The 20,670-nt window shown below is 64.2% G+C and carries 19 protein-coding genes; 8 read left to right on the top strand and 11 right to left on the bottom strand.

Annotated elements, in window-relative coordinates; all coding sequences use genetic code 11:
* Window positions 1-41 precede the first annotated feature (41 nt).
* Window positions 42-410 carry an ArsC family reductase gene (locus BMW28_RS10535; RefSeq protein WP_091817639.1) on the top strand — a complete coding sequence of 123 codons (369 nt, stop codon included), beginning with the start codon at window positions 42-44 and terminating at the stop codon, window positions 408-410.
* A gap of 138 nt (window positions 411-548) precedes the next feature.
* Here the strand turns inward: BMW28_RS10535 and rnk are convergent, their stop codons facing one another.
* Window positions 549-971 carry a nucleoside diphosphate kinase regulator gene (rnk, locus tag BMW28_RS10530; RefSeq protein WP_091817708.1) on the bottom strand — a complete coding sequence of 141 codons (423 nt, stop codon included), beginning with the start codon at window positions 969-971 and terminating at the stop codon, window positions 549-551.
* Between the two features lie 244 nt (window positions 972-1,215).
* On the opposite strand from rnk, the gene cls reads away from it, so the two are divergent.
* The 3 genes from cls to argG all read left to right on the top strand — a co-directional run bounded on the left by cls (window position 1,216) and on the right by argG (window position 4,453).
* Complete coding sequence (cls, locus tag BMW28_RS10525) at window positions 1,216-2,667, top strand: cardiolipin synthase (RefSeq protein ID WP_234970120.1); 1,452 nt, start codon at window positions 1,216-1,218, stop codon at window positions 2,665-2,667.
* 92 nt (window positions 2,668-2,759) lie between these two features.
* A complete protein-coding gene (ppnP, locus tag BMW28_RS10520) occupies window positions 2,760-3,074 on the top strand; it encodes a pyrimidine/purine nucleoside phosphorylase (RefSeq protein ID WP_091817636.1) in 315 nt (104 codons plus the stop codon).
* 38 nt (window positions 3,075-3,112) lie between these two features.
* Window positions 3,113-4,453, top strand: coding sequence for an argininosuccinate synthase (gene argG / locus BMW28_RS10515; protein WP_091817633.1), 1,341 nt, complete (start codon window positions 3,113-3,115; stop codon window positions 4,451-4,453).
* Between the two features lie 335 nt (window positions 4,454-4,788).
* Here the strand turns inward: argG and BMW28_RS10510 are convergent, their stop codons facing one another.
* Together BMW28_RS10510 and murB are read right to left on the bottom strand one after the other, a co-directional pair.
* Window positions 4,789-5,421, bottom strand: a complete 633-nt coding sequence (locus BMW28_RS10510) for a DUF937 domain-containing protein (protein ID WP_091817631.1) — start codon at window positions 5,419-5,421, stop codon at window positions 4,789-4,791.
* A 189-nt stretch (window positions 5,422-5,610) separates the two neighbouring features.
* Complete coding sequence (murB, locus tag BMW28_RS10505; RefSeq protein ID WP_091817628.1) at window positions 5,611-6,675, bottom strand: UDP-N-acetylmuramate dehydrogenase; 1,065 nt, start codon at window positions 6,673-6,675, stop codon at window positions 5,611-5,613.
* A gap of 54 nt (window positions 6,676-6,729) precedes the next feature.
* On the opposite strand from murB, the gene BMW28_RS10500 reads away from it, so the two are divergent.
* Complete coding sequence (locus BMW28_RS10500) at window positions 6,730-7,215, top strand: YajQ family cyclic di-GMP-binding protein (RefSeq protein ID WP_091817626.1); 486 nt, start codon at window positions 6,730-6,732, stop codon at window positions 7,213-7,215.
* Here the strand turns inward: BMW28_RS10500 and BMW28_RS10495 are convergent.
* Genes BMW28_RS10495 through BMW28_RS10485 form a run of 3 tightly spaced genes read right to left on the bottom strand, consistent with a single transcriptional unit; the run spans window position 7,212 to window position 8,730 of the window.
* Entirely contained in the window at window positions 7,212-7,565 is a 354-nt protein-coding gene (locus BMW28_RS10495; RefSeq protein WP_091817623.1) for a RidA family protein, read from the bottom strand. The genes BMW28_RS10500 and BMW28_RS10495 overlap by 4 nt on opposite strands.
* 17 nt (window positions 7,566-7,582) lie before the next feature.
* Window positions 7,583-8,206 (bottom strand): glycerol-3-phosphate 1-O-acyltransferase PlsY, encoded by a 624-nt coding sequence (plsY, locus tag BMW28_RS10490; protein WP_091817620.1) that lies wholly within the window; start codon window positions 8,204-8,206, stop codon window positions 7,583-7,585.
* Between the two features lie 32 nt (window positions 8,207-8,238).
* Complete coding sequence (locus BMW28_RS10485; protein ID WP_091817618.1) at window positions 8,239-8,730, bottom strand: aminoacyl-tRNA deacylase; 492 nt, start codon at window positions 8,728-8,730, stop codon at window positions 8,239-8,241.
* 446 nt (window positions 8,731-9,176) lie between these two features.
* Here BMW28_RS10485 and BMW28_RS10480 point away from each other — a divergent pair, with 446 nt between their 5' ends.
* From BMW28_RS10480 to sbcB, 3 genes are all read left to right on the top strand, one after another.
* The gene (locus tag BMW28_RS10480; protein ID WP_091817615.1) at window positions 9,177-9,851 is read left to right on the top strand and encodes a YiaD family glycine zipper/OmpA-like lipoprotein; all 675 of its coding nucleotides are present in this window, start codon (window positions 9,177-9,179) and stop codon (window positions 9,849-9,851) included.
* Window positions 9,852-9,958: 107 nt separating this feature from the next.
* Entirely contained in the window at window positions 9,959-10,900 is a 942-nt protein-coding gene (locus BMW28_RS10475) for an alpha/beta fold hydrolase (RefSeq protein ID WP_091817612.1), read from the top strand.
* A gap of 5 nt (window positions 10,901-10,905) precedes the next feature.
* Window positions 10,906-12,348, top strand: a complete 1,443-nt coding sequence (gene sbcB / locus BMW28_RS10470; protein ID WP_091817610.1) for an exodeoxyribonuclease I — start codon at window positions 10,906-10,908, stop codon at window positions 12,346-12,348.
* 3 nt (window positions 12,349-12,351) lie between these two features.
* On the opposite strand, the gene atpC is transcribed toward sbcB, so the two are convergent.
* The 5 genes from atpC to BMW28_RS10445 form a co-directional block, all read right to left on the bottom strand.
* Window positions 12,352-12,906 (bottom strand): ATP synthase F1 subunit epsilon, encoded by a 555-nt coding sequence (gene atpC, locus BMW28_RS10465; RefSeq protein WP_091817607.1) that lies wholly within the window; start codon window positions 12,904-12,906, stop codon window positions 12,352-12,354.
* Window positions 12,896-13,810: an ATP synthase F1 subunit gamma gene (gene atpG / locus BMW28_RS10460; RefSeq protein WP_091817603.1), complete on the bottom strand. Its 915-nt coding sequence runs from the start codon at window positions 13,808-13,810 to the stop codon at window positions 12,896-12,898. Before atpG ends, atpC begins: the two co-directional genes overlap by 11 nt.
* Window positions 13,811-14,034: 224 nt before the next feature.
* Window positions 14,035-15,219: a beta-ketothiolase BktB gene (bktB, locus tag BMW28_RS10455; protein ID WP_091817600.1), complete on the bottom strand. Its 1,185-nt coding sequence runs from the start codon at window positions 15,217-15,219 to the stop codon at window positions 14,035-14,037.
* Window positions 15,220-15,395: 176 nt separating this feature from the next.
* Window positions 15,396-16,271, bottom strand: coding sequence for a polyphosphate kinase 2 (gene ppk2, locus BMW28_RS10450; RefSeq protein ID WP_407640953.1), 876 nt, complete (start codon window positions 16,269-16,271; stop codon window positions 15,396-15,398).
* A gap of 222 nt (window positions 16,272-16,493) precedes the next feature.
* Window positions 16,494-20,576 (bottom strand): Pls/PosA family non-ribosomal peptide synthetase, encoded by a 4,083-nt coding sequence (locus BMW28_RS10445; protein ID WP_091817595.1) that lies wholly within the window; start codon window positions 20,574-20,576, stop codon window positions 16,494-16,496.
* Between the last annotated feature and the right edge of the window lie 94 nt (window positions 20,577-20,670).

The following is a 20,670-nucleotide window of genomic DNA, read 5'->3' as shown; positions in this document are numbered from 1 at the left end:
CTGACGCACTGCATCACGCGAACCCGGCCGATAATGCGGGCATGAACGACAGCAGCACCCCCACCATTACCGTCTACGGCATTCCCAACTGCGACAGCGTGAAAAAGGCCCGCGTCTGGCTGGACCAGCAAGGGCTGGCCTACCAGTTTCATGATTTCAAGAAGCAGGGAGTTCCAGCTGAAGCCCTGCAGCACTGGCTGGACAAGGCAGGCTGGGAACGGGTGCTGAACCGCAAGGGAACCACCTGGCGCAAGCTCGATGCAGAGACACAGGCCGGCGTGGTCGATGCCGCCTCTGCCGCTGCCCTCATGCAGCAGCAGTCCAGCGTGATCAAGCGGCCGGTGATCGACTGGGGCCAGGGGAGCCTGACGGTGGGCTACACGCCCGATGAGTGGCCACCGGCGGCCTGACTGGCCACTGGAAAAACGCCCGGAGATTGCACTGCAGCGATGTGGGAAGGCTGCACCACTCTGGCGCTATGCCTTCCGCTACACGTACTCAGACGGCCTGCCGACGCTGCAGCATCCGGCAAGCCGCGAACGCCGCTATCACCGGTGGAACTGGCCCTCGGCCTCGGGCTGGGAAATCACCTCGAGGATGCGCAGTTCGAGCGTGCGGCCGCCCGGCATCGGCCAGGCGATGGATTGCCCCACCGACAGACCCAGCAGCGCACTGCCGGCCGGCGCCAGCACGGAGATCGTGTCCGGCGCTCCGGCACCCTTGGGATAGACCAGGGTCAGCGCATGCTGGCTGCCGGTCTTGACATCCTCGAAACGCACGGTGGAGTTCATGGTGACCACACCGGCAGGCATGTCCTGCGGCTCCACCACGCTGGCACGCCGCAACTCCTGCTCCAGCGCGTCCACGCCCGGCAGGCCGTGGGCCAGGTCGGACTCCAGCAATTGCTCGATGCGATCGTAATCCAGGCTGGACACGATGATGGGCGGATGGGAAGAAGGTGCAGCTTGCATGTTGTTCTCGGTGTGCGGGGTTGCCAGACGCAAAAGCTTCCCATGCTAGCCGTAATTGCGGCCTTTTGACAACTCTTGCGCAATCATCCGTGTTACTCAGTGCGTCTTTTCAGCGGCTTGGCACGGCAAGCGACCACGCAACTGATGCCGTGCACTGAAAAACCATCGCCATTCGCGTTCACGGCGGCGGACTCTGCTAATCTCGACGCATTCTCCGCTCCCTGACCGCCTCCCTGCCCTGTCGATGCAAGCCGCCCTGAACTTCCTGATGCTGCACTGGAAAAGCCTGCTGGGCTGGGTGTGGCTGTTGACGGGCATCTATCTGGCGATCCGCATCGTGTGGCAACAACGCTCGCCGGCGGCGACGCTGGCCTGGATTCTGGCGCTGTGCCTGATTCCGCCGGTGGGCCTGGTGCTGTACCACTTCGTCGGCCCGCGGCGGGTGGAGCGGCAATCCCTGCGCCGCATGCGCAGCCGCGCGTTGCTGGCCTCGGAAACCGATCTGCAGGCACTGCGTGCCAACAATCCGCATCCGCCGGTCTGGGCCACGCAGCACAGCCGGCTGATCGAAGCCAGTTCGGGCATTCCGCCTTCCAGCTGCTCGAAGGTGGAGCGGCTGCTGGGCGGTGCAGCCACGCTGCGCTCCATCCTGCAGGCAGTGCAATGCGCCTGCCAGCACATCCATCTGGAGTACTACATCTTCGAGCCGGACCAGACCGGCAAGCGCCTGCTGAGCGCCCTGACCGAACGCGCACGCAACGGAGTGAAAGTGCGCCTGCTGGTGGATGGTGTGGGCTCGTCCGCCCTACTCGGCTGGCGCGGCCGGGCCATGCTGCAGGCCTTTGTGCAGGCGGGCGGCGAGTTTGCCGTGTTCCACCCCGCGCGGCTGGACCGCTGGCGCCCGCTGGTGAACCTGCGCACCCACCGCAAGATCGTGGTGGTGGACGGCAGCATCGGCTTTACCGGCGGCATCAACATCACCGACGAGGAAAACGAGGAGCAGCTGCCCAAGACCGCCTACCGCGACACGCATCTGCGCATGGAGGGCGCCGGCGTGCGCTGGCTGCAGTACGTGTTCATGCAGGACTGGGTATATGCCAGCGGCAAGCACCGCTTCGAACCGGAGGTGCTGGCGCCGCACGCGCCCGGCCCGTTTGCCGTGCATGTGGTGGCCTCTGGGCCGGACAGCGATGGGCAGTCCATCCACCAGAGCGTACTGCACGCCATCAGCATTGCCGAGCAGCGCATCCTGCTCACCACGCCCTACTTCGTGCCGACCGAGCCGACCTTCTTCGCCCTGATGAATGCAGCGCTGCGCGGGGTGAACGTGCAGATCCTGGTGCCGCGCCGCAGCGACTCCTGGCTGGTGACGGTGGCGGCACGCTCCTATTTCGGCGTGCTGCGCGAAGCCGGCGTGAAAATCTTCGAGTACCAAGGCAACATGCTGCATGCCAAGACGCTGGTGGTGGACGACAACTACAGCATGGTGGGCACGGCCAACTTCGACAACCGCAGCTTCCTGCTCAACTTCGAGATTGCCGTGGCCCTGTTCAGCCCCGAGCTGAATCGCCAACTGGCCGACGACTTCGTGCATGACCTCGGACGGGCCCGGCTGGTGGCCTTCAACCCGCGCAGCACGCAGTGGTATCACCGCCTGCCGGCCTCGTTTGCGCGCCTGCTGTCGCCACTGCTGTGAGGCGCCGCCGGTTCCGGCCCGGCGCAAAAAAAGGTAACATTCACACTTTGCCGCAATTGCGCCGGCAATGTCTTCGCACGAGAACCGCATCCATGACTTCCCCCCTGAGCAACGTGGCCCTGGATCCCAAGGCCAATGTCTATTTCGACGGCAAGTGCGTCTCGCACAATTTCACCCTGGCTGATGGCACCAAAAAATCCGCCGGCGTGATCCTGCCCGCGACGCTGACCTTCAATACCGGCGCTCCCGAAATCATGGAATGCGTGGCGGGCTGGTGCGAATACAAGCTGGCCAGCAGCGATGCCTGGCAGCGCAGCAATGCTGGCGAGAGCTTCAGCATCCCTGGCAATAGCGCCTTCGACATCCGCGTGACCGAGCCCTACCACTACATCTGCCACTTCGGCTGATCGGTCCGCCCTTTCCGTATTTCCACTGACGACACGCCATGTCCAACACCATCCTGCAATCGATTCCCGCCGGCCAGAAGGTCGGCATTGCCTTCTCCGGCGGCCTGGACACTTCCGCCGCCCTGCTGTGGATGCGCCAGAAAGGCGCCGTGCCCTACGCCTATACCGCCAACCTGGGTCAGCCTGACGAGTCCGACTATGACGCCATCCCGAAGAAGGCGATGGAATACGGTGCCGAACAGGCCCGCCTGATCGACTGCCGCACGCAGCTGGCACACGAAGGCATTGCCGCCATCCAGTGCGGTGCCTTCCACATCAGCACCGGCGGCATCTACTACTACAACACCACCCCGCTGGGCCGCGCCGTGACCGGCACCATGCTGGTGGCCGCCATGAAGGAAGACGACGTCAACATCTGGGGTGACGGCTCCACCTTCAAGGGCAACGACATCGAGCGCTTCTACCGCTACGGCCTGCTGACCAACCCGGCGCTGAAGATCTACAAGCCCTGGCTGGACCAGCAGTTCATCGACGAACTGGGCGGCCGCGCCGAAATGAGCGCCTTCATGACCGCCAACGGCCATGGCTACAAGATGAGCGCCGAGAAGGCCTACTCCACCGACAGCAACATGCTGGGTGCCACGCACGAAGCCAAGGATCTGGAAGAGCTGAACAGCGGCATCCGCATCGTCAACCCGATCATGGGCGTGGCGTTCTGGAAGCCGGAAGTGGAAGTGAAAGCCGAGGAAGTGCGCGTGCGCTTCGAGGAAGGTGTGCCGGTTGCCCTTAACGGCAAGGACATCCACGATCCGGTGGAACTGTTCCTGGAGGCCAACCGCATCGGCGGCCGCCACGGCCTGGGCATGAGCGACCAGATCGAGAACCGCATCATCGAAGCCAAGAGCCGCGGCATCTACGAAGCCCCTGGCATGGCGCTGCTGCACATTGCCTACGAGCGCCTGGTGACCGGCATCCACAACGAGGACACCATCGAGCAGTACCGCATCAACGGCCTGAAGCTGGGCCGCCTGCTGTACCAGGGCCGCTGGTTCGATCCGCAGACCCTGATGCTGCGCGAAACCGCCCAGCGCTGGGTGGCCCGTGCCGTGACCGGCGAAGTGACGCTGGAACTGCGCCGCGGCAACGACTACTCGCTGCTGAATACCGAGTCGCCCAACCTGACCTACGCGCCAGAGCGCCTGAGCATGGAAAAGGTCGAGAACGCGCCCTTCTCTCCGGCCGACCGCATCGGCCAACTGACCATGCGCAACCTGGACATCGTCGACACGCGTGACAAGCTGGGCATCTACGCCAACAGCGGCCTGCTGCAACTGGGCGAAGGCGCTGCCATGCTGAAGCTGGAAGGCAAGAAGGACTGATTTCCTTCTGTCATCTGCTGACAAGCCGCCTGTTGCGCAAGCCGGGCGGCTTTTTTGCGTCCGTTGCGCCAGTCCGTGCAATCCTGCTTTGCGCGGCACGATTCGGAAACACGGGCGTGCCACTCGTATTGCGGCCAGACCGGGTAGACCGACCGGGCGCACCAGCTTCTTGAATCAGGACTTTTCACCCTGCAAGAGCCCTTTGCCTGCCGCGCGATCGTTGTGAGCTGGAACACAAGCAAGAACGCCCGCAAGCAAAGCCATGCGGGCGTCTTGAAACACCAAACCCCAAGCTGATCCGGTCAACGATCAGCCACTGGGGGGCAGCGTTGTGATCAGCGGCGGCCACCCAGGAAGGTGGCGCCCATCTTGAGCAGGTCACCCAGACCCACCTGGCCGTCACCGTCCTGATCCAGCACGGCGTTCATCAGAGTGCCGCCCAGGCCACCCTGCTGCTGCACCTGCGCGCGTTCCTGGCCGAGCATGCCGCCCAGGGAACCGGAGTTCATGCCGCCTGCCATCACCTTCTTGGCCAGGAAGGCCATCACAATGGGGGCCAGAATCTTCAGTAGCTGCGCCGACTTGTCGGAACCGATGCCAGTTGCCTGACCCAGGCCTGCTTCGGCACGTGGCTGGGCACCACCGAAGATGTGGCCGAGGATGCTGCCGCCGTCCATCTGGCGCGAGGGAGCGGCCATGGCGCCACCACCCAGCAGGGAGCCGAGCAGACCGCCCAGATCCAGGCCGCCTGCGGCTGCCGGAACATGATCACGTTGCAGCGCGCCGAACAGGTCTTCCGCGCCCTGCGGAGACTGGGCGTTGCGGCCCAGTGCACCCACGATCATGGGAATCGCGGCGGTAATGGCGTTCTGTGCCTGGGAGTTGTCGGTGCCCAGCTGGCCGGCGATCTGGCCCAGCAGCGGTCCTTGCAGCTGGCCCAGCAGCTCGTCGACGATGGAGTTGTTCATGGTTGGCATCCTTCCTGAAATAAGGGATCACGTTTTCTGATCATACGATGCCGTCCGCTTCAAAGTGTGCGCATGCGCCTGCGACAAAACCGAAATAGGTGAAAACCTTCACACTACGCGGAGCCGACGCTCGCGCTCTTCAGGCAATCCGTGCGCACGGACATGCGCAAGGAGATGAATCAGAGCCCCTCACACCACCACCGGCTCCGGCTCCAGCCGTATGCCGAAGCGCTCGTACACGCTGGCCTGGATGGCACCGGCGAGAGTCATCACTTCGCCACCGGTCGCGCGGATGCCGGTTTCGCCAAAGCGGTTGACCAGCACCAGCGCCTGCTTCTCGTACACGCCGGCATTGCCCATGCTCTTGCCGCGCCAGCCGCAGGCATCGATCAGCCAGCCGGCAGCCAGCTTGATGGTCCCATCGGGCATCTCGTAGTGCACGATGTTGGGCTCGCGGTTGATGATGTCGCGGCATTGTTCAGCCGTAACCACCGGGTTCTTGAAGAAACTGCCGGCATTGCCGATCACGGCGGGATCGGGCAGCTTGGCGCGGCGGATGGCCACCACCATGTCGAACACCTGCTGCGCGCTCGGATCGGTGATCTGCAACTCGGCCATCTTGCGCTGGATGTCCAGATAGCCGATTTCGGCACGCCATTGTTTGGGCAGCGCAAAGCGCACATGGGTGATGACGGCCTTGCCGGCCAGCCCATGGTCGCCCGGCTTGACCGGGGCGTGCTTGAACACGGAATCGCGATAGCCGAAGCTGCACTGGGCCGCCGTCAGCGTGAAGGCGCGGCCGGTTTCGATCTCGACGGCATCCAGGCTGTGGAAGCGGTCCTGCAGCTCCACGCCATAGGCGCCGATGTTCTGCACTGGCGAGGAGCCCACCACGCCGGGAATCAGTGCCAGGTTTTCCAGGCCCGGGAAGCCCTGCTGCAGCGTCCATTCCACGAAGCCGTGCCAGTTCTCGCCAGCGCCGGCCTGCACGATCCAGTACTTGTCATCCTCGTCCACCAGCGCCTTGCCCATGATCTCGATCTTGAGCACCAACTGGCGCACATCGCCGGTCAGCACCAGATTGCTGCCGCCACCCAGCGCCAGCCAGCCCTTGGTCAGCAGTTCGGGCTGCTCGCTGAGCGCCTGCAGCTCGGCGGCGGAGCGCACGTGCAGCAGGTCGTAGGCGCGTGCGGAAATGCCGAAGGTGTTGAAGGTATCCAGAGAGGCGTTGCGTTCGAGGCGGAGAATAGTCATGGGGGATAATTGTCCCACCAATCCCACAAGACACACTACGAGCCAGGAGCCCTCATGCCCTCTTTTGATACCGTCTGCGAACCCAATCTGGTCGAAGTCAAGAATGCCGTCGAAAACACTGCCAAGGAAATCGGCACCCGCTTCGACTTCAAGGGCACCAGCGCCGCCATCGAGATCAAGGACAAGGAAATCACCCTGTTCGGCGATGCCGACTTCCAGCTGCAGCAGGTGGAAGACATCCTGCGCAACAAGATGACCAAGCGCAACGTGGACGTGCGCTTCCTCGACCTGGGCAAGGTCGAGAAGATCGGCGGCGACAAGGTCAAGCAGGTGCTCAAGGTGCGCAACGGCATCGAGAGCGAGCTGGCCAAGAAGATCCAGAAGCTGATCAAGGACAGCAAGATGAAGGTGCAAGCCTCCATCCAGGGTGATTCGGTGCGCGTGACCGGCGCCAAGCGCGACGACCTGCAGGCCGCCATGGCGCTGATCAAGAAGGACGTGACCGACGTCCCCCTGAGCTTCAACAATTTCCGCGATTAAAGCGCGGCAGTCGCCACCACTTCGATGCGCCAGTCCGGATCGGCCAGCGCCGCCTGCACGGTGGCGCGCGGCGGGCTGTTGGCGCTGTCGACCCAGGCATCCCATACCTGGTTCATCACCGCGATGTCGGCCATGTCCGCCAGGAAGATCTGGCACATGAGGATGCGCGACTTGCTGCTGCCGGCTTCCTGCAGCAGGCGATCGATGGTGGCCAGCACCTGGCGCGTCTGGCCGGCCATGTCGGCGCTGGCGTCGTCAGGCACCTGCCCGGCCAGATAGACCACACCGTTGTAGATGGCGGCGTCGCTGTAGCGCGGTTCGACGTTGAGGCGGCGGATGGATTCGGTCATGGCAGTGGCTCCTCGGCTTATTTCTTGCTGCCGAGGCGGCCTTCCTGGCCGGCCAGCAAGCGACGGATGTTGTCACGGTGGCGCCACAGCAGCAGCATGCTCATGACGATGATGGACATCAGCACCGGCCCTTCCACCTTCCACCAGCCATTGATGCCCAGCATGTAGACCAATGGCGCCGCCATGGCTGCCACCAGCGCGGCCAGCGAAGAGTAGCGGAACACGAAGGCCACGATCAGCCAGATGGCCAGCACCAGCAGGCCCAGCCAGGGGCCGAAGCCGATCAGCACGCCAGCCGCCGTGGCCACGCCCTTGCCGCCCTTGAAGCGGAAGAACACCGGGTACAGGTGCCCCAGGAAGGCGGCCAGGCCCACCAGCGCCACATCGGTGGCGCCCAGCCCCCACTGGCTGCCCCAGTGCTGCACGATGAACACCGGCAGCCAGCCCTTGAAGGCATCCAGCAGCAGCGTGAAGATGGCGGCCTGCTTGTTGCCGCTGCGCAGCACGTTGGTGGCACCGGGGTTGCCGCTGCCATAGCTGCGCGGGTCGTTCAGGCCCATGGCCTTGCTGACGATGACGGCAAAGCTGAGCGAGCCGACCAGATAGGCCAGCACGATGGCGATCAGGGAAGAGGTTTGCATGGTGTCCGGAAAAGAGGTTGCAGGTTCAGGCGCTATTCTGCCAGTGCGCAGTCCACCGGCTGCGCCTGCAGCAGCTGGATGCACACTTGCGGATCGATGCCGAGCAGATAGCCGCGCCGGCCGCCGTTGATGGCAATGCGGGGCAAGTCCAGAATGCTGCGTTCGATATAGACCGGCATGGCACGGCGCGTGCCGAAGGGCGAGGTGCCGCCCACCAGGTAGCCGCTGTGGCGCTGCGCCACTTCCACGGCGCACGGTTCCACCTGCTTGGCACCGATCTGGCGCGCCAGCTGCTTGGTGGACACGCTGCGATTGCCGTGCATCAGCACGATCAGCGGCTGGCGGTCCTGGTTCTGCATCACCAGCGTCTTGACAACGCTGAAGGGATCGAGCCCCAGCACCTCGGCGCTGTGGCGTGCGCCGCCATGCGGCTCCCACTCGTAGCTGTATTCGTCGAATGCGATGCCTTCTGCACGCAAGAGATGCGTGGCAGGGGTTTCGCTCACATGCTGTTTCTTGGCCATGCCCCGATTATCAGGCTTGCCAACCCTGCTCCTGACCCCCCCTTGCCGGCCTGTCAACGGCCGGGCACCTGCAAGGGGCCCGCAAAAACAACACCGGATCCTCGGTCCGACGCAGCATTTGCAACGATTCGCAAGCACGGGCGTGCCGCACCATTCAAGCGCAGCGATTTATTCTTCAAGCCATTGAATACATTGACACTTCACCCTGCCTCACACGTCATCAACCTGTCAGAACCCTGACAAGGGAGAAGCAGGGTTTTCGTGATGTTTTTCCCGCTTTGCTTGCGAATATGCTCGGGAATCGGTGATTTGCACGCTGCTGCGATACAAACAATTACCAGTCCGATCAGTGCCGTCCTACAAATTGGTCATGATCCGCTGCCTAGAATGTAACCGTTGCGAGCAAAAACCCCCTGCAAGCAATCATTTTCAAAGGAGATAGGAATATGAAAAAGGCTTTCACTTCCCTGACTATTGCTGCTTCCGCTGCCGCCCTGCTGGCAGGTTGTGCCGCTGACGGCACCATGACCAACACCGGCAAGAACTCCGCCATCGGCGCAGTCATCGGTGCCGGTCTGGGCACCGTGGTCGGCAACCAGGTTGGCGACCGCGACAACCGTACCCGCGCTACCGGCGCTGCCGTTGGCGCTGCTCTGGGTGCTGCCGGTGGTTACCTGTGGTCCCAGCGCATGGAACAGCAGAAGCAGGCCATGCAGCAAGTGACCGCCGGTACTCCCGTTCAGGTCTCCCAGACTGCGGACAACCGCCTGAAGATCAACATCCCGGCTGACGCTGGCTTTGCCACCAACTCGGCCGTGCTGAACGCCAACATGTACCCGATCCTGCAGCGTCTGGCTCAGACCCTGAACCAGAACCCGGCAGCCACCGTGTCCGTGGTGGGCCACACCGACAGCACCGGCTCTGACGCCATCAACAACCCGCTGTCCCAGCGCCGCGCTGATGCCGCCAAGGCCTACCTGGTAAGCCAGGGTGTTGCCGCCAGCCGCATCGCCACGTCCGGCGCCGGCTCCACCCAGCCGATCGCCAGCAACGCTACCGTGGATGGCCGCGCACAGAACCGTCGCGTCGAAATCTTCGTGGCCGAACCGGCTGCCCGCTAATTCACGCGGTTTACCCTGCGTTGAATGCAAAAGCCACCTTCGGGTGGCTTTTTTGCGTCGGCTGCAGGCATACTTTGTAGTTTGACCGATCGAGTTTTCCGTACACCATGGCCTCCGACACCCTGACCCCGCCCTACCAGCCCCGGCGCCCCGCGCAATCACGCATGCTGCCGATCCGCGACCTGCAGCACCATGTGCTGGAATGGGGCACGGCGCGTGAAGGCCAGCCCCTGCTGGTGCTGTGTCACGGCTGGATGGACGTAGCGGACTCCTACCAGTTCCTGGTGGATGCGCTGCAGCAGGAGCGCCACATCATCGCGCCCGACTGGCGCGGCTTCGGCAACACCCCGGCCACGCAGGCCGATCATTTCATCTTTGCCGACTATCTGCTGGATCTGGACTATCTGCTGGACCATTTCGCCGGCGACACGCCCGTGGATCTGGTGGGGCACAGCATGGGCGGCAACATCGTCACGCAGTATGCCGGCGTGCGCCCCCAGCGCGTGCGGCGCCTGGTGAACCTGGAAGGTTTCGGCCTGCCTGCAACAAAGCCCGAGGACGCCCCCCAGCGTCTGGTGCAGTGGATGGACAATGTCCGCGCGCTGCGTGCCGGCACGCTCAAGCTGCGCCACTACCCGGACCTGCCCGCCGTGGCGCGTCGCCTGCAGCAGACCAACGCCCGCCTGCCGCTGGACAAGGCGCTGTGGCTGGCCCGCCGCTGGGCCGAGCAGGATGCCGAGGGGCACTGGCACATCCAGGCCCATGCCGGCCACAAGATTCCCAACCACCAGCTTTACCATGCCGACGAAGCCATGGCCTGCCTGGCCTGCATCACGGCACCCACACTGTGCGTGGAAGCCCGTGACGACAGCATTGCCCAGTTCTGGGGCGAGCGCTACACGCAGGAAGAATACCGCGCCCGCATGGCCCGCATTCCCGACGTGCGCCACGCCACCGTGGACGATGCCGGCCACATGCTGCACCACGACCAGCCCGAAGTGCTGGCCCGTCTGATTGAAGATTTCCTGGGCGCCGAGCAGCCCGCCTGAACGACATGACTCACACCTTTCTCTGGCACGACTACGAAACCTTCGGCATCGACCCGCGCAGCGACCGGCCGGCCCAGTTTGCCGCCATCCGCACCGATGCCGACCTGAACGAGATCGGCGAGCCGATCAATATCCTGTGCCAGCCGGCGCCGGACTATCTGCCCAGCCCCGGCTCCTGCCTGATCACCGGCATCACCCCGCAGCAGTGCCTGCAGCAGGGCATGCCCGAGTGGCAGTTTGCACGCACCATCCACGAGGCGATGGCGCAGCCGGGCACGATTGGCGTGGGCTACAACACCATCCGGTTCGACGACGAATTCACGCGATTCCTGTTCTGGCGCAACCTGATCGACCCTTATGCACGCGAATGGCAGAACGAGTGCGGCCGCTGGGATCTGCTGGATGTGGTGCGCATGACCTATGCGCTGCGTCCGCAAGGCATCGAATGGCCGGTGGTGGATGGCAAGCCGAGCTTCAAGCTCGAACACCTGAGCGCCGCCAACGGTCTGGTGCACGATGCGGCACACGATGCCTTGTCGGATGTGCGTGCCACCATCGCGCTCGCACGCCTGCTGCGCGAGAAGCAGCCGCGCCTGTTCGAGTTTGCGCTGGGCCTGCGCCGCAAGGACCGCGTGGCACAGGAGCTGGGCCTGCCCGCCACGCAGCAGACGGCGCAGCCTTTCCTGCATGTCTCCGGCATGGTGCCGGCCGATCGCGGCTGCCTGGCGCTGATGTGGCCGTTGGCCAGCCATCCCACCAACCGCAACGAGCTGCTGGCCTGGGACTTGCGCCATGATCCTTCGGAGCTAGCCCTGTTGGATGCCGAAGCCATTCGCACGCGCCTTTTCACGCGCAGCGATGCGCTGCCTGAAGGTGTGCAGCGTCTGCCGATCAAGAGCATCCACCTGAACAAGTCGCCCATGGTGGTGCGTAACCTGCGCACGCTCAGCCCGGAAATGGCGGCGCGCTGGCAGTTCGATCTGGAACCGCAACTGCAGCATGCCGTGGCGGCACGCGACCTGCCCGACATGAGCGCCATCTGGGCGCAGGTGTTCACACGCCCGACAGCAACTGCCCCCGTGGATGTGGACGGCGACCTGTATGGCGGCTTCCTCAGCAATGGCGACCGCCGCAAGCTGGAAGACCTGCGCCAGCTATCGCCGGCACAGCTGGCCGCCAGCCGCACCGGCTTCGAAGACGAGCGCCTGCCCGAACTGCTGTTCCGCTACCGAGCACGCAACTTCCCCGACACGCTCAATCCCGAAGAGGCGGAGCAATGGCAGGGACACTGTGCATCGCGATTGCTGGATGGAGCCGGCGGAGCGCGCAGCGTGGACGCCCTGCTGGCCGAGCTGGACGAGTTGCAACAGCAGGATCTGGAGCCCGCCAAACAGCAGGTGCTGGACCAGCTGTACGAATACGCGGAAATGGTGGTGCCGCAGGAATGAAGCTCAGCGGTCCTTGCCGAACAACACCAGCTGGAAGAAGCGCAGCAATTCGGCATCGAGCGCTGCCTTGATGCCGACAAAGTCGGCCGGGCGTGGCTCGCTCTCGCGTTGCGCTTCGGCCCGGTGCATGGCTTCGGCGCGACGGCGTGCATCGGCATCGTCCGAATGCACCGCATGGTCGGCCAGTACGCGCACATAGCCCGCGCCCACTTCGGCCAGCCCGCCGATCACGTACACCGTATGGCCTTCTCCATGGCGCTGGTCGCGATAGACCAGCGGACCTGCACGCAACAGCAGCAGCATGGGATCATGGCCGGGCAGCACGCCCAGGCTGCCTGCCTCGCCGGGCAGCGTCACCTCCTGCACATCGCCCTCGAACAGCAGGGCATTGACCGTGCTGACCTGCAGGTGCAGCTTGTCGGGCAAGGCTGCAACGCCTCCGGGATGGAAACTGCCCACATTGGCCCGTTGTCCCTGTTTGCCCGCGCCTGCGTCCGCATCCACCGGCATGGTGGGCGCGCCGGACGGCACTCTGGTGGAGATGGTCTTATCGTTCATCGACTGCCGCTGCTCCTGCCACGATTTCGATCAGCTCGCGCGTGATCGCTTCCTGCCGTGCCTTGTGGTACTGCAGGGTGAGTTCATCCACGCGGCGGTCCGCGTTTTCGGTGGCGGCCTTCATCGCCGTCATGCGCGCCGCCTGCTCGCAGGCCGAGTTCTCTGCCACCGCCTGGTAGATGATGGTTTCCACATAGCGTCGCAGCAAGGCGTCCACCGCCTCCTGCTCGCCCGGTTCGTACACGTAATCTACTGGCGCATATTCGGCACGCGCCATGGCCGGAGGCTGCAGATAGGCTGGCACGCCGACCAGGCGCTCATCCAGCGGCAGGAAACGCGACACGATGGGTTCGTAATTGAGTGTGTTGACGAAGCGGTTGGTGGCCACGTACAACTCGTCGATCTCGCCCTTGAGAAACTGCATGATGGGCACCGACATGGTGCCGAGCAACTCCTCGGAATGCTGGAATTCGCAGCCACAGGGCACATGCGCCACCACCTTGAAGCCGGCGCGGCCCAGGGTCGACAGCCCGCGCAAGCCCACCACCGTGAGCGACACTTCGCGCCGAGCCTGCTCCCACGAGGCCAGCTGCGCCACCACCTGTTGCAGCAGGCGTGTGTTGAGCGGTCCGCACAGACCCTTGTCCGTCGTCACCACAATCATGCCGATGCGGTGCGCCGGCACGCGCCGGGCCATCAGCGCCGGCTGATAGTCCGGATCCACGCGCACCAGACGCGCCATCATGCCGCGCAGGATGCGACCATAGGGACGGATCGCCTCGGCCCGCTTGCGCGCCTGGGCCAGCTTGGCAAAGGAGATTTGCTGCATGGCCTTGGTGATCTTGCGCGTCTTGCTGATGTTGGCAATCTGGGCGCGGATGTCGCGGGTATTGGTCAACTGCATGCTTTCTATTCTGCACCCTTGTGCCCGTCTTGCGCCAAATCTGGTGCATGCGGGAACGGGGATGATTCATTATATGAATCAATTAAATGATGCATTGGCCTGCCTCACCTATCCGGAGCATCGCGCGGGGTCACCCCACCCGGCTCCGGCAAGCGGGCACAAAAAAAGCCACGGCATGGCCGTGGCTTAGCAGAAAGCACTGCGGCACATGGCCGCAGCCTTGCTTACATGCGTTCGAAGATGGCAGCAATACCCTGGCCGCCACCGATACACATGGTGACCAGCGCGTAGCGGCCGCCAGTGCGCTGCAGCTCGTGCAGGGCCTTGACGGTGATGACCGCGCCGGTGGCACCGATGGGGTGACCCAGGGAGATGCCGGAACCGTTCGGGTTGACCTTGGCCGGATCGGCGTTCAGGCCACGCGTGACGGCGCAGGCCTGGGCGGCGAAGGCTTCGTTGGCCTCGATCACGTCCATGTCATTGATGGTCAGGCCGGCCTTCTTCAGTGCGATGTTGGAAGCGGGCACCGGGCCGATACCCATGATGCGCGGCTCGACACCGGCGTGGGCGTAGGCAACCAGACGGGCCAGCGGCTTGGCGCCACGGGCCTTGGCGGCTTCGCTGTCCATCAGCACCACGGCAGCAGCCGCATCGTTGATGCCGGAAGCGTTGGCAGCGGTGACGGTACCGTTTTCCTTGACGAAGACCGGCTTCATCTTCTGGAAGTCCTCGATCTTGGCGCCCGGACGGAAGTGCTCGTCCTTCGCGAACACCACATCACCCTTGCGGCCCTTGATGGTGACCGGCACGATCTGGTCCTTGAAGCGGTCCTCGGCCCAGGCCTTCTCGGCGCGCTGGTGGCTCTCGAGGGCCAGGGCATCCTGGTCTTCGCGGGTGATGTTGAAGTCCTTGGCCACGTTCTCGGCCGTCACACCCATGTGGATGGTCTGGAACGGGTCGTTCAGGGCGCCGACCATCATGTCGACCATCTTGGTGTCACCCATGCGGGCGCCCCAGCGGGTGTTCAGGCTGGCATAGGGGGCGCGGCTCATGTTCTCGGCACCGCCGCCGATGGCCACGTCGCAGTCACCCAGCAGGATGGACTGGCTGGCAGACACGATGGCCTGCAGGCCGGAACCGCACAGGCGGTTGACGTTGAAGGCCGGGGTTTCGATCGGGCAGCCGCCGTTGACGGTAGCCACGCGGGACAGGTACATGTCCTTGGGCTCGGTGTTGACGACGTGGCCGAACACCACATGGCCAACGTCCTTGCCTTCGACGGAGCCGCGAGCCAGCGACTCGCGCACGACCAGCGCGGCGAGTTCGGTGGGGGGCACATCCTTCAGGCTGCCGCCATAGGTACCAATGGCAGTACGGACAGCGCTGACAACTACAACTTCACGCGACATGGTTCTCTCCTCACACTCAGGTGGATCTTGCTAACGGAAAATGGAATTTGCGCACAACTTCCTGATACCGGACTGACACGCGGTCAAACGTATCGACCGGTGACACGCAGATACATGATAGCGCAGCATCTGCGGGTGACCGGGTTGGCGCATTCACCTACTTGGCGTTCTGGCGCTCAGTAACGCTCGGGCACGTACATGGCTTCCGGAATCGGATGGCGCACGTAATCAGGGTGGCGGGTGCGCTCGGGCAGGATCACCTCGGGGCGCTCCACCTCGGTGTAGGGCAGGCTCTCCAGAATGTGGCTGATGCAGTTGAGGCGGGCACGTTTCTTGTCCACCGCCTGCACCACCCACCACGGTGCTTCCTCGATATGTGTGCGTTCAAGCATGACTTCCTTGGCCTTGGTGTAGGCCTCCCAGCGCACGCGGCTCTGCAGGTCCATGGGGCTGAACTTCCACTGCTTGAGCGGGTCATGGATGCGGCTCAGGAAGCGGCTGTGCTGCTCGCCATCGCTGATGGAAAACCAGTACTTGAGCAGACGGATGCCGGAGCGCACCAGCATGCGCTCGAATTCGGGCGCGCTGCGGAAGAACTCCTCGTATTCCTCATCGGTACAGAAGCCCATGACGTGCTCGACGCCAGCGCGGTTGTACCAGCTGCGGTCGAACAGCACGATCTCGCCGCCGGCGGGCAGGTGCGACACATAGCGCTGGAAATACCACTGGGTACGCTCGCGGTCGTTGGGTGCGGGCAGTGCCGCCACGCGCACCACGCGCGGGTTCAGGCGCTGGGTGATGCGCTTGATCACGCCGCCCTTGCCGGCCGAATCGCGGCCCTCGAACACGATCACCACCTTTTCCTTGGTGAACTGTACCCAGTCCTGCAGCTTGACCAGTTCGGCCTGCAGGCGCAGCAGCTCTCGGAAATACAGGCGGCGGTCGAGCGTGCTGTGGTGACCTTCGCCGGTTTCGTGGCTGATCAGGCTGTCGGCATCTTCCAGTTCGAGTTCCAGGAATTCGTCATAGCTGTCCATGACTTCCTGGCTCATGCGCTGGTACAGATTGCCCAGATCGGCCGGATGGGTCTTTTCTTCCCCACTCATATGCATTCCCCTTTGTCTTGTGTCGTGGGTTGCCCCATTTTTTCAAACAGGCATGGTGGCAGAGATTTGCGACATAAATATGACAAATTGATGGCATGCAATAAGAGCCAGACAGCCGGGCGGAATCTCATTTCCGCTTTCGGCTGCCTGCTGTTTCGGACGCGTAGATCAGGCCGAACGCCAGGGCGTTGCCGGCAAGCCGTGCCAGCGCGTTCCCGGAGGGATGGCTTCGCCTTTCATCACCAGCGTCAGCGGTCCCAGTTGCGCGCCATCGGCCACCTGCGCGCCATACAGCACGGTGCAGCGCGGACCGAGCGTGACGCGGCTGCCGATGCGCACATGGTCGACCTTCATCACGCGGTCTTCGAACAGATGGGTCTGCGGGCAGCACAGTGCGTTGAGTTCGCTGTGGTCGCCAATGTGCACGCAATCGAATTCGGTGATGTCGGTGGTGTCCATGTAGACACCGCGGCCAATGTGACAGCCCAGCAGGTTGAGCGCATCCGACAGCCAGGGCGTGCCGCGCAGGTAGCGCAGGAACCAGGGCACGGTGATGCCCTCGTACATATTGGTTGCCGCCTCAGACAGCCAGACAAACGGCGTCCACATCGGCACGGAATGCTGCCGGTAACGCCCCAGGGTCAGCCACTTGAACAGTGCCACGAAGACATAGGTGGCAAAGCCGAACAGCACGCCGCCCAGCGCCACATCGACCGCGACTTCACCCCAGCGTCCGCTCGCTGCCAGCGGCATGGCATCCAGCACCAGTGCGTAACCCACGGCGATGACCAGCGCGTGCGGTGCGGCAATGCGGAAGGCCTCCACCAGGCCGCGGCCCAGCTTGCGCCACGGTGAAGGCGCAAAGGTCAGATGTTCGGGAAAGCCGCTGACAACCTCGCGCGCGGGCAGGTGCATCGGCGGCGAGCCGACCCAGGTGTCCCCATCCTGCATGGCGGCATTGCGCGGCACGGAACTCATGACCCCGATCAGGACGTTTTCCGGAATCGTGGTGCCATCCGGCACGTAAGCGCCATTACCGACAAAGCTGCGGCGCGACACCACGGTGGGCTTCACGGTCATCCAGCCGCCGTCGATGTGCTCGTCCCCCAGCATCACCGCATCGGCAATGAAGCACTCGTCGCCGAGCGTGAGCATGTCGGGCACCACGCCCAGCGCCGTGGACAGCTCGGTTTCCTTGCCCACCTTGGCACCGAGCAGGCGGTACCAGGTGGCGGAGTAGATGGTGGCATAGACACCGTGCAGCACGGCCAGACTGGATTCCTGGATCTGGTTCACCAGCCACTTGGCCAGATAGCGGTTGCTGTGGATCGGCCAGGTGCCTTCGCGCATTTTCGGCAGGAACAGCCAGCGGATGCCCGCCGCGATCAGTACCGTCGCAAGAATGAACACGAGGCTGGCTGGCAAGGCCAGCAGGAAGAACTTGAGTAGGCGCAGGCCGAAGGCTTCCCAGTCGTTGATGGCACCGGCGTCGAACAGGGGCTGGATGGCGATTTCGTCAATATCCAGCACGTCGATCAGCAGGAAAGTGGGAAATACCGGCAGGAAGAACAGCACGGCCATCGCCAGCGAGCCCAGCACGAAGAAGCCATTTTCCAGCCACTTGCGCGCGGCACTGACTGGTTGGCGCGCTGGCAGGGTTGCCGGGTCGAAATCCCCCCGTTCACGCGCGGGAGAGCCGTGCCAGACCTTGCGGGGCGGCACCTGCTGCCCACGGCCGAGCGCGGATTGCCCTTCCAGATGACCATAGGCGCCAATGCGGGTGTCACCCTCGATCACCACGTAGGAGCCCACACAGGCCTCCGGCCCGATGGTGATGGCGCCCAGATGCAGCATGCCGCCTTCAACGCGGGCATTTTCCAGATTGACGGCATTGCCGATGCTGGCCCCGTCGCCGATTTCCACCAGCTCCGGCACGCGCAGGGTGACCGAGCCGAGATTGACCTCTGCCCCCACCTTCGCTCCCAGCAGTCGCAGCCACCAGGCGTAAAGCGGCGAGCCGTTGATCATGTAGGTGGGAACGGCTTCGGTCAGACGGTCGGCCAGCCACCAGCGGTAGTAGGTCCAGCCCCACAACGGGTAGCTGCCGGGCTGGAGACGACCGGCAATCAGCCACTTGCCGGCCCAGGCCAGCACGAACTCGGCCAGGGTGGTGATCAGGAAGGCCCACACCGACATGGCGATGGCGCGCCAGATCGAGTCGCCCGGATCGCCGGTATAGAAATGGTAGGCAAAGAATGGCGCCAGCCATTGCGCCATCTTGAGCAGTACCAGAAACGGGATGGCCAGCCCCTGCGCCAGGCCGCAACGCCAGCGGCGCCAGGCGCTGTGGATGAGAAACGGGCGTTCCGCTGTCTGGCTGGCAGGTTCCGCAAGGTGCAACTGCAGCGCCTCGGCGATCAGGCCGATACGGCGGTGCTGATAGATGTCGGCCACGGTTGTCTGCGCCAGACGCACATCCTGCCGCAATAGCGAAACCAGCCGCGCCGCGAACAGCGAGTGACCGCCGAGATCAGCAAAAAAATCCATGTCGCGGCGCAGCGGCTGGCCGGGGAACAGCTTTTCGAGCTGGGCAAACAGCGCCTGCTCTGCGGGCGTTTCCGGCTGGTCGCTACCCTCGGCAGGAGCCGCGGCTGCCAGAGGCTGCGCCTTGAGCACCTTGCGGTCGATCTTGCCGCTAGACAGGCGCGGCATAGCAGGCAGGGCCTCGAAGCGGGCCGGCACCATGTAGGGCGGCAACACATCCGCCAGGCCATTGCGCAGCGCCGTGCCGCTGGGCGTTTCGGTGCCGGATGGCACGTAGAAGGCCACCAATTGGTCGATGCCCTCGTCATTGAGCAGCACCACAGCGGTGGTCCCGACGCCGGGCTGTCTTGCCAGCACCGCCTCGATTTCGCCCAGCTCCACGCGAAAGCCGCGAATCTTGATCTGGTCATCCGCGCGGCCCAGGCACTGCATCTGCAAGCGGCCGCCCTGCTCTTCCACGCGGGCCAGATCGCCGGTGCGGTAGAGGCGCGCCTCCTGCGGATTGCGGGCCCAGGGGTTGGGCAGGAATTTCTCGGCAGTCAGCTCGGGACGACCGAGGTAGCCGGCGGCCACTCCGCGGCCGGTGATGCACAGTTCGCCGGTCTCGCCGAACGGCAGGAGCTTCAGTGGCGGGACCTGACCATCGACGATGGCGTCGGGATCGATCACCTCGATCACCTCGATCACCAGCAGACCGTAGTTGGGCAGGGCTTCGCCAATGGTGACCGGTTCACCGGGACGGAGTTCGGCCAGCGAGGCCGAAACGGTGGCCTCGGTCGGTCCGTAGGTGTTGAACATCTGCCGCCCATGCGCCCAGCGTTCCACCAGCGTTTGCGGACACATCTCGCCGCCCAGATTGATGATGCGCAAATTGGGCACGTCCTGCGCGAACAGCGCCAGCAGCGTCGGCACGGCATGCAGCACGGTGATGTCGTTCTCGATCAGCGCACGCGGCAGCGCTTCGGGATCCCCTGCGATCTCCTTGGGGGCAATCCACAGCGTGGCGCCTGCCAGATAGCTGATCCAGATTTCCTCGAAGGACATGTCGAAGGCCACCGAAAAACCCTGGTAGACCTTGTCATCCTCCCGGATGCCCAGCCGCGCATTTTCGCTGCGCAGGAAATGGCAGATGCTGCGCTGCGTGATGGCGATGCCCTTGGGCTTTCCTGTGGAGCCGCTGGTGTAGATCACGTAGGCCGTGTAGTCGGGCGATGTGCCTTCGCGCCGCTGCAGCACGGTGCCCTCCGGCAGGGCTTGCAACAGTTCCTGCGCCGTCAGGATGCGGGCTGTGATGCCGGGCTGCTGCCGCACGGGCTCGCCGTGGTGGGCATCGATCAGCAGCGCACGGGCCTGGGCATCTTCCAGACAGATGGCAATGCGTTCCACCGGCACTTCGGCATCGAAGGGCAGCCAGGCTGCGCCCGTCTTGGCAATGGCAAGCTGCAGCACCAGCAGGTCGATGCCGCGCGGCAGCCACAGGCCGACCATGTCGCCCGCCCGGATGCCGGCCTGCAGCAGGCGGTGCGCCACGGCATCCGCAGCGGCGTCCAGTTCAGCATAGCTCAGCTGCCGTTCTCCCGCCACGAGCGCGATGCGCTGCGGCACGCGCCGGGCGGTCGCCTCGAACACATCCGCCAGGATCTCCTCGCGCAGCAGCTCGGGCAATGCGGGGCCGCGCAGCACATGGTCTCTTTCTGATTCCGACATGGGTCACTCTTCCGGCACGTCTGCTCAGCTGCAGGCGCGCAAAAAAGCCGGGGCGGCACCGGTGGCTGTTCACCACCGGCCCGATGGCCCGGCA

Source organism: Allobrachymonas denitrificans DSM 15123 (assembly GCF_900110225.1).
GTDB classification, from domain to species: Bacteria; Pseudomonadota; Gammaproteobacteria; order Burkholderiales; family Burkholderiaceae_C; genus Brachymonas; species Brachymonas denitrificans.
Note: the sequence above shows the minus strand (reverse complement) of the source record. Positions and strands in the feature narration are given on the sequence as shown.